Origin of the sequence: Flectobacillus major DSM 103, from assembly GCF_000427405.1 — a bacterium.
In the GTDB taxonomy this organism is placed as follows: domain Bacteria; phylum Bacteroidota; class Bacteroidia; order Cytophagales; family Spirosomataceae; genus Flectobacillus; species Flectobacillus major.
On the sequence record NZ_KE386491.1, the window covers coordinates 4,407,400 to 4,419,791 of the forward strand.

A 12,392-nucleotide genomic window follows, 5' to 3' on the forward strand; every position below is an offset into this window, starting at 1 on the left:
ATAGAATAAATAATAACATGTCACAAGAAATCAACTTAGATAAACTAACAACCGAAGCCACTTCCAATTATAATAACCTCGACAAGATGTCGATTAAAGAAATTTTGGAAGGAATCAATAATGAGGACAAGACGGTTCCTCATGCCGTAGAACAAGCCATACCACAAGTAGAAGCCTTGGTAAGTGAAATTGTTCCTCGAATGAAGCAGGGCGGAAGATTATTCTATATTGGGGCAGGAACGAGCGGAAGGCTAGGGATTGTAGATGCGTCGGAGTGTCCTCCAACATTTGGAGTACCTTTCGATTTAGTGATAGGTATTATCGCTGGTGGCGATACGGCTATCAGAAAGGCTGTCGAAAATGCAGAAGATGATATAGAACAAGCTTGGAAAGACCTTCAGGCTTACGACATCAACGAGTTAGATACCGTTGTGGGTATTGCTGCTTCGGGGCGTACACCTTATGTTATTGGTGGCTTAAACACAGCTCGTGCCAATGGTATCTTAACGGGGGCTATTTCATGTAACAAAGGTAGCGATTTGTCGAAAGCCGCTCAATATCCCATAGAGGTTATCGTAGGGCCAGAATTTGTTACTGGAAGTACCAGAATGAAGTCGGGAACTGCTCAGAAATTGATTCTTAATATGATTTCTACTTCAGTAATGATTCAGCTGGGGCGTGTGCGTGGCAACAAAATGGTAGATATGCAGTTGAGCAACTACAAGCTTGTTGTTAGAGCCGAAAACATGGTAATGCGTGAATTGGGTATCGATAAATCATTGGCAGAAGCACTTCTTCAAGAACATGGTAGCGTTAGAAATGCAATAGATGCTTACCGAGCAGCACATTAACATAACGTTAACATTGATGATGATAATTTTATAGTAATATTGCCGTTGAAGATAGTACAAACGCTTGAAAAAATAAGAATATCCTAAGCTTCTAGTGGGTCTGGTTAGGTATTCTGGTAAAATTATCAAGAAACAGGCAAAAGATGATAAATAAATGAAATGATTCTTTTTATTTTGTAATCCTATTGTCCTACTAAATAATCTTTGGTAAAAGACTTACTATAGTTGCATATTATTAATATTTATTTTCCCAAGAAACCCTTTGATTTACAGATGAAAAAAGTTGTTTTGAGCTCATTATTCCTTGCTGCATTATCAATCAATGCTAAAGCGGAGGATTTCCCAGAAGACATCAAACCGTTGATGACAAAATATACTTGTACTGCGTGCCACAAAGTAGATGCTAGATTGGTAGGTCCTGCTTATACAGATGTTGCAAAGAAAAAGTACACCAACGAGAAAATTGTAGAATTGATTGCTAACCCAAAGCCATCTAACTGGCCAGGTTACCCACCAATGGCTGCTATGAAAAACGTTCCAAAAGAAGATGCGTTGAAAATTGCTGGCTGGATTAACTCTTTGAGAAAAAAATCAAAATAATCTGAGCATAAATACCAAAAAAGCCTTGAAAGTCTTAAATGAACTGTCAAGGCTTTTTTGATGTTGAAAAGATATTAGTATCTTCAACAGAAAATTATTCAAAATGAGTAAATACATCGTAAATATCCAATTTAGCGTAGACGAAGATTTTATGCGATTAGTGCCTAAGCACCGAGCTATTATCAACGACTTAATCCTGAAGGGGTTAATTGATTCTTACGCAATTTCGGCCGAATCGAGTCGTGGCTGGATTATCATGAATGCCAGAAGTAAAGAAGAAATTCTAAGAGAATTAGAAAAATCGCCCTTATTTCCGTATTTTGATATAGATATCGACCAACTGATGGTTTATGACTCTCAAATATATCGTTTTCCTAAAATGGTACTTAACTAAAGTACAACAACAGCTTTTCCTATAATTTTTCGTTCCATCATTTCTGTTAATGCCAAGTGTGCATTTTCCAATGAATACTGGGCATGAATATGTGGTTTGATAAGCCCTTTTTGTATAAAATCTAGAATCTCCTTAAAGTTTGTTAGGCTTTCGGATACTTCTTTGGCGGCAAATGCCCCCCAAAATACACCTACAATAGAAGCCCCCTTCAATAAAGCTAAGTTAAGTGGTAACTGAGGTATATTGCCTGCTGCAAAACCAACAACCAAATAACGGCCTTTCCAAGCAATAGAGCGAAAAGCTGGCTCTGTAAAATCACCACCAACGGGGTCATATACAACATCTATGCCTCTTCCTTGTGTAATTTCATGGATACGTTCTCTTAGATTTTCGGTAGCATAATTAATACATTCGTTTGCCCCAGCAAGCTTACATACTGCAAGTTTTTCATCAGTCGATGCCGCCGCAATTACATTGGCTCCCATAATTTTGCCCAATACAACAGCTGCCAGCCCAACACCACCACCTGCTCCCAGTACCAGTAGTGTTTCGTTAGGCTTGAGTTGAGCCCTATTTTTTAGGGCATGATAAGACGTGCCAAAGGTGTACATAACCGAAGCTGCTGTTACAAAATCCATTCCTTCAGGCATCAACACCGTTTTGAAGGCATCTGCTTCTACTATTTCGGCAAAGCCACCCCAGCCTGTCAAAGCAAAAACCTTATCACCTTTTTTCAGATTTTCAACGCCTTCTCCTACTTCTAAGACTATTCCTGCTACTTCGCCTCCTGGAGAAAAGGGCAATTCAGGTTTAAACTGGTATTTCCCTTGGATAATCAGAGTATCTGGAAAGTTGACTCCGCAGGATTTTACCTGTATCAAAATTCTACCCTTCGATACTACAGGAGCGGGTATTTCGGTCAAAAACAAGGTATCGGGAAGGCCGTATTGCTGGCAAATGAGTGCTTTCATAAAGAATATAGAATTAAATAAATAGCCATACAAGGATACAAAAAAAGTTCTAAGAATATTAATCCTTAGAACTTTTTTAAACAAGTAATAATAAGAAGGAATACTAAATTTTGCACCCAAAACTTAGTAGCCTCATTAAAGCTTATTCTGCTGCTACAGCCGTATTAGTTTCAAATACCGAAGGCAAAAACTGAATAAGGATATTATACCAGTTAAGCATTTTTTTGACATCAGATGAATACACACGCTCGCGGTCAAAATTAGGAGCAACCGATGCTAAAATGTCGAAAAGCTCAGTATCAGAAGCAGTTTTGGTATTGATATCAATAATACCATTGTATTTTTCTTTCAGACTCAAGAATATATCACCTAGTGGCACAGAGCTATCTTGGTGATCGGCCATGTATACTGAAATATCTTTTAGCACAGAAACACGAGCATTAGCCCCCACAACCGAACGTTCTTTTTTAGCATCTAGTCCTTCCACAATCACGCCTGTACGAGTAGGTTTAAGAATTCTGTAAAGACCACTTTTTCCCGAGATATTTGCTACTTCTTTTAATAATTCCATGTTATTTTTTAATGATTTGTTTCTACAAAATTAGTTATTTCCTTCTTAGACTTGACGAAACAGAGCTTAGTATTTCTAAAAAAGGATAAAGAATATGTTAAATTTTATGGTTTAAATCCTGCATTTAAGCTATCGATGGTACTCAGGATTTCGTCTCGACCAGTTCCACTAACGGAAGAGGTAATAAAATATTGTGGCATTTCCTCCCAGTGTTCTAGCATTTTTTGGGTATAAATAGCCACATTTTGGTCAACAGCGGTTTTCGATAATTTATCGGCCTTAGTAAAAATGATATAGAAAGGAATTCCATTTTCGCCCAAACGTTCCATAAAATCAATGTCTATTTTTTGGGGTTCATGACGTACATCTACCAGTACAAATGTACATATTAGGTTGGGGCGTAAAGTAAGGTAGTCATGAATCATTTTCTCAAACTTTGCACGCTCAACCTTGCTTACTTTGGCGTAGCCATAACCTGGTAAATCCACCAAATACCAGTTTTGGTTAATAATAAAATGATTGATTAGCTGGGTCTTCCCAGGTGTTTGAGAAGTTTTGGCTAAGTCTTTTCTATTTACAACTGAGTTAATTAATGAGGATTTGCCCACATTCGACCTGCCAATGAAAGCATACTCTGGTTTATCTGGATGCGGACATTTTTGATAATCCGAGTTGCTCATTAAAAATGTTGCTTGTGTAACTTTCATGGAGTAAATTCTTTTTTGATAAAAGCAATGCCTGTATCATGTAAAAATATGGGTATGCTAAATCTAGTATTTTGGAATAATTAGTAATATATTAGCATAAATAAAGTGCTACAGCCCTGTTATTGATGTAAATGTTTGTATGTTTTCGTAAACATCTGCAAATTTACACAACTTTTAATATATCCGGTCTCATACTCTTATTAGAGTTTCCTTAATTGTAGTAATACAGTTTTTTAGTGTGCTCAATAATATGCCTAAGAAGTGAGTGACTAATGTGCTGAACCTACAGTCATAACAAAGAGAAGAATATCTAAAAAAAATATTTTAGCACAATGACTTATGGTCATCGAAGCTATATATGTGTACTTGAACCCTTAATATCTGATAAATTTTTCTAACCATGAGGAAAAATTACCTTCCGCTGCTTTATACAGCAGTATCTCTTAGTTTGGTTTCTACGGCAGTAAATGCCCAGAACGACCTGCCCCCTAACGCAGTGAATGGCAAATGCTATGCAAAATGCTTGAAGCCAGCACAATTTACAACAAAGACACAACAGTATGTAACAAAAGAAGCTGGCAAAACCCTTTCGGTAGTACCTGCCGTTTTTGGCACAGAAACTAAGTCGATTGTGGTTAAAGAAGCCGCAAAACGCTTGGAAATAGTACCTGCTGCTTATAAATCTGTTTCAGAACAAGTATTGGTAAAAGAGGCTGGAAAAACTGTAACGGTTGTTCCTGCTGTATACAAAACCGAAACGGAAACAATCCTTGTAAAAGAAGCATCTAAAAAAATAGAGGTAGTGCCTGCTCAGTATAAAACGGTAACCGAACAAGTTTTTGTGGGGGGGTGCCCGACGGGTTCTTATATGGCTGGTGCTTGGGACAATATCAAAAGAAGCTTTGTTCGTCCTGATGGCTCTGTATTGGAAGGCTCTCCTTGTAAAAAATTAGAGGTAGTTCCTGCAGTATTAAAAACTGAAACAGAACAGTACATCACAAAACCTGCCTCAAAAAGCTATACAGTTGTTCCTGCTGTATACAAAACTGAAACAGAAAAGTATGTGGTTAAACCTGCATTTTCTCGTTTAGAGGTTATTCCTGCTGAATACAAAACCGTAACTGAGAATATTCTTGTTAAAGAAGCTTCAAAAGTATTGACAGTTATACCTGCCACTTTCAAAAAAGTAACGGAAAGAAGATTGGTAAAAGAGGCTTCAAAAACTCTGACTCCCAATGTGTTCACTTACAAAACGGTTACTGAAAATATATTAGTAAAAGAGGCTTCAAAAAAATTAGAAGTTGTACCAGCTCAATACAAAACAATCACTGAACAAGTCTTGGTAAAAGAAGCATCTACGGCATTGGTAACAACACCACCTGTATATGAAACTGTAACAGAAAAAGTGAAAGTTCGTGACGAATATACAAAATACGAAAAAGGTAAAGCAGACCCATCGTGTTTGTCGGCCAATCCTGATGACTGCCGTATTTTGTGTTTAGTAACAGTACCTGCCGAATACAAAACTATTACAAAGCAAGTGTTAAAAACGCCTGCAGGTACAAAAGAAGTAGTTACGCCTGCTCAGTACACTACAGTAACACGCCAGATTCTGGCTTCGCCTGCTACAGTAAAAGAAACCGTAATTCCTGCTGAATACAAAACTTTTACGAAACAAGTACTCGTTGCTCCAAGCGATTTGGCCGTAGCAAAAGATATTGTAGCAGAATACGAAACTTATACCAAAGAAGTAGTAGACCAACCCGCTAAAGTAACAGAAAAAGAAATTCCTGCTGAATACAAAACTATCACTAAAACGGTTATTGCTAAATCGGCATTAACTCGTGAAATAGCAATTCCTGCAGAATATGCGTCGGTAACAAAACAAATTTTGGTAAAAGATGCAGAAGTAAAAGAGCAAGTAATACCAGCTGTATATGCTACCCGTCAAAAACAAGTTGTGGCTACTCCTGCAAAATCAGTAGAGGTAGACGTTCAAACGCCTTGTGTTGCTCCAGGTACAACTCCAAGTACAGTTGTTGCTAGTATTAAATTACCTGCTGGACAAAGTTGTTATCAGGTATTGACAAAACAAATTGTGGCTGCTCCAGCTTCAACACGTGAAATTGTAGTGCCAGCTGTATATGCTACTCGCCAAAAGCAAGTATTGGTATCGCCAGCAACTACCAAGGTAATCGAAACACCTGCTCAGTACGAAACGCGTGTTCGCCAATTATTGGCAGCACCAGCTACTACTCGCGAAGAAGAAATCCCTGCTGAATCAAAAACTTATACTCGTACTGTTGTAAAATCACCAGCTAAAACAAACGAAAATACTATTCCTGCTGAATATGGCTCGTTTACTACTACAGCCAAAGTTGCCGACAATATGTATGCCGATTGGGTAGAGGTAATTTGTGGTAATAAACTAACAGTTGAGAAAATTATCCAGATTCAACGTGCCTTGAAAGTGAAAGGTTATGACCCAGGCCCAATCGACGATGTAATTGGGCCAAGAACTAGAGCAGCCTTGACTCAGTTCCAAAAAGATAATAACCTCCCATTGGGTAATATCAATATCGAAACTTTGAAGGCTTTAGGCTTAAATGATAACTAGGCCAATTCAATCCTTTTGAAGTAAGTGCAAGAAACCTCGTAGCCAAAAGCTATGAGGTTTTTTTGTATCCCTAAAATACCTGATTGTCTAGCTCGTTTTTTTATATAATTTTAGCTTTTCAACAAAAGAAACAACATGATGATTGGGATAGTCAAAGGGCTGAGTTTGGCTTATGGCCTACTAGTGGCACAACATAGTTTTTCACAAAATATTTTGGAAGCAACTTTCTTTCAAGGAAGCTATGAAGAAGTATTACAGGAAGCCCAAAAACAAAAGAAACCTATTTTTCTTACTTTTTCGGCAAGTTGGTGCCAGCCTTGTAAAAAACTTGAAGATGAATCTTTCTCAGATCAGACACTGGCCTCTATCATGAGTCTTCGGTACATAGCCAAAATTATTGATGTTGAGCAATTTGTAGGTATGGACGTAGCCGATATCTATCATGTATCTGAATACCCTATTTCTATTGTCCTAGATTACAAAGGCAAAGAACTAAAAAGACTACGAGGTTTTTTCCCACCTGATTATTTAATTAATATCCTTAGTAAATACCCTTCATTTAGGCCGATCAAGTAAAGCAAAAATATTAATCCCTAATATCTAAAATCCTATACCAAATTATTGCCGTATATTTGTAAAATACATTTATCGGAAGAGTCTTCGAGCTAGTTATAACAGGTAGTTATAACCAAAACGATACTCTATTGGAACTAATCAATGGAAAACTTACAAAACGATTTAATATTGAGAGCCGCTCGTGGCGAGCGTGTTGAGCGAGTTCCCGTTTGGATGATGCGTCAAGCAGGGCGAATTTTGCCAGAATACCGTGCCGTACGTGAAAAAGCAGGTAGTTTTATTCAGTTAGCTACCAACCCCGAAATGGCCGCTGAAGTAACCATTCAGCCAGTAGATATTTTGGGAGTAGACGCTGCTATTATTTTTTCAGATATTTTGGTAGTGCCCGAGGCCATGGGGTTACCCTATATTATGGAAGAAAAGGTAGGCCCTATTTTTCCTGAAACCATCAAATCAATGGCCGATGTCGACAAATTGGTGGTTGCTAATCCAGAAGAACAATTGAAGTATGTATTAGATGCTATCAAAATAGTAAAACGTGAATTGAATGGTCGTGTACCTTTGATTGGTTTTGCTGGAGCACCTTTTACATTGCTTTGCTATATGATTGAAGGAAAAGGGTCAAAAACTTTTTCAAAAGCCAAAAAAGCTCTTTATTCTGAAACAGAGCTTTCGCATGCTTTATTACAAAAAATTACAGATACCACTATTGCCTATCTGAAAGCTCAGATTGCCGCTGGAGCTAATTTGGTACAAATTTTTGACTCTTGGGCTGGTATTCTTTCGCCTGATCAATATCGTACCTATTCGTTGCCCTATATTGCCCAAATTTGTGATGCCATTACCGAAGTACCAGTAACAGTATTTGCTAAAGGCGCATTTTTTGCCCGAGAAGATATGGGTAAACTCAACTGTGATGTTGTAGGCTTGGACTGGAACATGGATATTGCTGAGTCGAGAAGGTTGGTTGGAAATACCAAAACATTGCAAGGCAACCTAGACCCATGTGTATTGTATGCCTCTTTTGATGAAATCAAAAAACATACCGTTTCGATGATAGAACAGTTTGGCAAACAACAATACATTGCCAACTTAGGGCATGGTGTATATCCAGACACAAATCCTGATAAAGTAAAATGCTTTATTGATACTGTAAAGAGCTATTAGTGTTTAAATGAAACTGTTTGAAGCTTTGTAACGAGCAAATAAATTTGCTAGCCAACAGGAAAATACCAGAGAATATTCAAGGTAATCTTTATTCTGAGTAGTGTTACAGTACTTTCAAACCGCTAAGTTCAGACGGTTTCGATGCTATAAAAAGAAGAGGCGTAGAATTCTATGTTGAATTTTACGCCTCTTGCTTTATGATGACAAAATCTATTTAGCACTGTAGTTGGGTGCTTCTTTAGAAATGGTAATATCATGAGGATGGCTTTCTTTAACCCCAGCAGAAGTAATTTTTACGAATCTTGCTTTCTGCATCGACTCAATACTTCCAGCACCACAATAGCCCATACCAGCCTTTAAGCCGCCAACCATTTGATAAAGAATTTCAGCCACCGAGCCTTTGAAAGGAACACGGCCAACAATACCTTCTGGTACTAATTTTTTAATATCATCTTCTGCATCTTGGAAATAACGGTCTTTAGAACCATCTTCCATAGCTTCCAACGAGCCCATACCACGGTAAGTTTTGAATTTACGTCCTTCAAAAATGATTACCTCGCCTGGAGCTTCGTCTGTTCCAGCCAACATCGACCCAATCATTACAGTGCTAGCTCCGCCTGCAATAGCCTTTGCAATATCGCCAGAGAAACGAATACCGCCATCGGCGATAATTGGTACACCCATACCTTCAACGGCTCTGGCTGCTTCATAAACTGCAGTTAACTGAGGCATACCAACCCCCGCAATAATACGAGTGGTACAAATACTACCAGGGCCAACACCTACTTTTACGGCATCTGCACCTGCTTCTGCTAAGGCTTTAGCACCTTCGCCAGTAGCAACGTTTCCAACAATCACATCTAATTCAGGAAACTTAGCTTTTACGGTTTTCAAGGCATCAATTACCCCTTTTGAGTGGCCGTGTGCAGTATCAATACTAATAACATCGACACCCACCTGTACTAATGCCTGAACTCTTTCGAGTAAGTCGTAAGTAACACCAACAGCAGCCCCAACACGTAAGCGACCTAAAGAGTCTTTAGAAGCATTTGGATGGCTTTTGCGTTTTAGAATATCTTTGTAAGTAACCAACCCAATCAACTTATTGTTGTCGTCAACGATAGGGAGTTTTTCGATTTTGTATTCTTGTAGAATATTTTCAGCTTCATCAAGAGACGTTCCTTTTTGGGCAGTAATCAAACTATTCTTAGTCATGATTTCATTGACCAACTTGGTCATATCTTTCTGAAATCTCAAATCTCTATTAGTAAGAATTCCGATAAGCTTACCCTCATGGTCGATTACAGGAATACCACCAATTTTGAATTCACGCATAATACGATGAGCATCGCCAAGGGTTTGGCCGTCGGTCAAAGTAACAGGGTCAATAATCATTCCTGATTCTGAACGTTTTACTTTTCTTACTTGAGCCGCTTGCTGAGCAATGGTCATATTTTTATGGATAATACCGATTCCACCTTCTTGAGCCATAGCAATAGCTAATTCGGCCTCGGTAACAGTATCCATGGCAGCAGAAATCATTGGAATATTCAAAGTGATATTGCGAGTGAGCTGAGTTTTGGTGCTCGTATCTCTTGGAAGTACTTCGGAGTAAGCGGGAAGAAGCAATACGTCATCGTATGTTAATGCTTCATATAAGAACTTGGATGTATCTAACATGGCAAATAGCGTTGATTTTGTTATTTGCCAGACAAATTTACGACGAGTTTTGTACTTTTAAAAGAAAATCGTAAAAATCATTATTATTTAATTGTGAAATTCAATGTCTTACAAGAAAACCTCAACTTTAATTCATTATTATTTTAAGATTTGTTTTCTGGTATTGGGGCTATATACAAGCCCTGTTTTTGCTCAAAATAGTTGGCAGAAATTTGGTTTTTCTCAGGCTAAAATGGGTTCTCCTTTCTCTATTGTGGTTTATTCCAAAGATTCTATTGGTGTAAGTATCCTTGCCCAAAAGGCTTATCAGCTTGTTGATTCGCTCAATCTGATTTATAGCGACTACCTGCCTCAAAGTGAATTAAGTTTATTGACCCAACACAAAACTCAGCCTATAAAAGTATCTAACGCTATGATTGACATTTTGCAAAGGTCGCAAAAAGCCTACCAGTTGAGTCACGGGGCGTTTGATATTACAATTGGGCCATTGGTCAAATTATGGCGACAAGCCCGTAAAGCCAAGGTTTTTCCTGCCGATTCGCTGATTTTGCAAGCCCAAAATCGCTTAGGATTTGGGGCTATTGTTTTAGATACCGCCAATCAATGGGTATATATCAACAAGCCTAATATGCAACTCGACTTAGGGGGTATTGCCAAAGGGTATATAGCTCAGCAAGTAGTCAATTACTTTATGAAGGCAGGCTTTCCGCGTGTGTTGGTAGATGCAGGTGGCGATATTGCTACGGGGCAAGCTCCGCCCGATAAAACAGCTTGGAGTATTGGAGTAAATATGCCTGAATCTGAGCAACTGATGCCCAAAATGCTCAAAATTCAAAACGCTTCGGTGGCAACTTCTGGCGATATGTATCAATATGTGGAAATAAAAGGACAAAAATTCTCACATATTGTAAATCCAGCAACAGGCTTGGGACTTACCCATCAAAGAAACGTTACAGTGATAGCTCCCGACGGAGCAACAGCCGACTGGCTCGCTACAGCGTGTAGTGTATTGTCAGTAAAAAAAGCGATGCGTTTGGTAAACCAAATACCCCGTAGTGGTGTACTAATTACAGAAATAAGGAAAGGGAAAATAATGAAATGGACTAACAGGCGGTTTAATCAGTGGTTATTGTAAACATACCTGTATTTAGCAGGATAGGAAGCATAATAGATAAGAGTATTTTTGATACTCTTTCACTTTTGTTAAGTGAATATATTAAGGTTAGATAAATCAACCTATTGGACGGGCTATTTACTTAGTAGGAAAACATTATTTTACCTCAGAAAAAAACTTGTATTGACATTTCAATCAGATGAAAAACCTGTTATTAACCTCTCTTTTTGTATCATTAACCAGTTGTTTTGTTCAGGCTCAGCGTTTAGAAGCCTACGAACAAGTTATTCCAAATACTGCTATCAAGTTCAAAATGGTACCTATTCAAGGAGGTACTTTTACCATAGGCAGTAGTGCTGCCGAAATAGGACACGAGGCCGATGAGTCGCCACAAGTAAACGTAAAAATACAGCCTTTTTGGATGGGAGCTTACGAGGTTACTTACGACGAATATCAGTTGTTTTTTGAAGAAGAGCGTGACCCCGAACCTAAGCCCGATGCCATAACGCGTCCTAGCCCACCTTATATAGACTTTACCTTGGGTATGGGTAAAGTAGGAGGTTTTCCGGCCAACTCTATGCAGCAATACGCCGCTTTGATGTATTGCAAATGGCTTTATTACAAAACGGGTGTTTTTTATAGATTACCTACCGAAGCTGAGTGGGAGTATGCTTGCCGAGCGGGAAGTGCAACCCGATTCTTTTTTGGCGATAATGAAAAAAACTTGGGGGAATATGCTTGGTACAAAGCCAATGCCGAAGGGCATTACCACCATGTAGGCGAAAAGAAACCTAATCCTTGGGGTTTGTACGATATGCTGGGCAATGTGGCCGAGTGGACACTAGATCAGTATGATGAAAGTTTTTATCAGAAAATCAAAGAGGGCGAAGAAAACCCCTATTCAATCAAAAATAAAAGATATCAAAGTACCGTAAAAGGAGGTAACTATCAAGATGACCCCCTTGCTTTGAGAAGTGCCAACCGACTCAAATCTGACCCTATCTGGAATCGTCGTGACCCCCAAGTACCCAAAAGTAAGTGGTGGAATGCCGATGCCCCTTTTGTAGGATTTAGGGTAGTAAAACCTTTACAACAACCCTCTAAAGAGGAGGTAGATGCTTTTTTTGACAATGTATTAAAATAA

Annotated in this window: 12 protein-coding genes; 8 read left to right on the plus strand and 4 right to left on the minus strand. The window is 38.6% G+C overall.

From position 1 onward, the window contains the following. Positions 1-17: 17 nt before the first annotated feature. From murQ to FLEMA_RS73230, 3 genes are all read left to right on the plus strand, one after another. Positions 18-851 carry an N-acetylmuramic acid 6-phosphate etherase gene (gene murQ / locus FLEMA_RS73220; RefSeq protein WP_044173246.1) on the plus strand — a complete coding sequence of 278 codons (834 nt, stop codon included), beginning with the start codon at positions 18-20 and terminating at the stop codon, positions 849-851. 273 nt (positions 852-1,124) lie between these two features. Then, positions 1,125-1,451 (plus strand): c-type cytochrome, encoded by a 327-nt coding sequence (locus FLEMA_RS73225; protein WP_044173248.1) that lies wholly within the window; start codon positions 1,125-1,127, stop codon positions 1,449-1,451. Between the two features lie 103 nt (positions 1,452-1,554). Continuing rightward, positions 1,555-1,845 carry a hypothetical protein gene (locus tag FLEMA_RS73230; RefSeq protein ID WP_044173250.1) on the plus strand — a complete coding sequence of 97 codons (291 nt, stop codon included), beginning with the start codon at positions 1,555-1,557 and terminating at the stop codon, positions 1,843-1,845. Here FLEMA_RS73230 and FLEMA_RS0148660 read toward each other — a convergent pair. From FLEMA_RS0148660 to yihA, 3 genes are all read right to left on the minus strand, one after another. Then, positions 1,842-2,816, minus strand: a complete 975-nt coding sequence (locus FLEMA_RS0148660; RefSeq protein ID WP_026997043.1) for an NADPH:quinone oxidoreductase family protein — start codon at positions 2,814-2,816, stop codon at positions 1,842-1,844. The genes FLEMA_RS73230 and FLEMA_RS0148660 overlap by 4 nt on opposite strands. Positions 2,817-2,958: 142 nt before the next feature. Beyond that, positions 2,959-3,387, minus strand: a complete 429-nt coding sequence (locus FLEMA_RS0148665; RefSeq protein WP_026997959.1) for a DUF5606 family protein — start codon at positions 3,385-3,387, stop codon at positions 2,959-2,961. Between the two features lie 104 nt (positions 3,388-3,491). After that, positions 3,492-4,094 carry a ribosome biogenesis GTP-binding protein YihA/YsxC gene (gene yihA / locus FLEMA_RS0148675; protein WP_026997960.1) on the minus strand — a complete coding sequence of 201 codons (603 nt, stop codon included), beginning with the start codon at positions 4,092-4,094 and terminating at the stop codon, positions 3,492-3,494. Between the two features lie 400 nt (positions 4,095-4,494). On the opposite strand from yihA, the gene FLEMA_RS73235 reads away from it, so the two are divergent. The 3 genes from FLEMA_RS73235 to hemE all read left to right on the plus strand — a co-directional run bounded on the left by FLEMA_RS73235 (position 4,495) and on the right by hemE (position 8,454). Further along, entirely contained in the window at positions 4,495-6,711 is a 2,217-nt protein-coding gene (locus tag FLEMA_RS73235; RefSeq protein ID WP_044173252.1) for a peptidoglycan-binding domain-containing protein, read from the plus strand. Positions 6,712-6,846: 135 nt separating this feature from the next. Continuing rightward, on the plus strand, positions 6,847-7,287 hold the full coding sequence (locus tag FLEMA_RS73240; protein ID WP_081681375.1) for a thioredoxin family protein: 441 nt from the start codon (positions 6,847-6,849) through the stop codon (positions 7,285-7,287). Between the two features lie 141 nt (positions 7,288-7,428). Next, complete coding sequence (hemE, locus tag FLEMA_RS73245) at positions 7,429-8,454, plus strand: uroporphyrinogen decarboxylase (RefSeq protein ID WP_044173256.1); 1,026 nt, start codon at positions 7,429-7,431, stop codon at positions 8,452-8,454. A 210-nt stretch (positions 8,455-8,664) separates the two neighbouring features. Here the strand turns inward: hemE and guaB are convergent, their stop codons facing one another. After that, a complete protein-coding gene (guaB, locus tag FLEMA_RS0148795; RefSeq protein ID WP_026997048.1) occupies positions 8,665-10,134 on the minus strand; it encodes an IMP dehydrogenase in 1,470 nt (489 codons plus the stop codon). Between the two features lie 103 nt (positions 10,135-10,237). Between guaB and FLEMA_RS73250 the strand changes: the two genes are divergently transcribed. Both FLEMA_RS73250 and FLEMA_RS73255 read left to right on the plus strand, forming a co-directional pair. Further along, complete coding sequence (locus FLEMA_RS73250; RefSeq protein ID WP_052354227.1) at positions 10,238-11,269, plus strand: FAD:protein FMN transferase; 1,032 nt, start codon at positions 10,238-10,240, stop codon at positions 11,267-11,269. Between the two features lie 178 nt (positions 11,270-11,447). Then, on the plus strand, positions 11,448-12,392 hold the full coding sequence (locus FLEMA_RS73255; protein ID WP_044173257.1) for a formylglycine-generating enzyme family protein: 945 nt from the start codon (positions 11,448-11,450) through the stop codon (positions 12,390-12,392).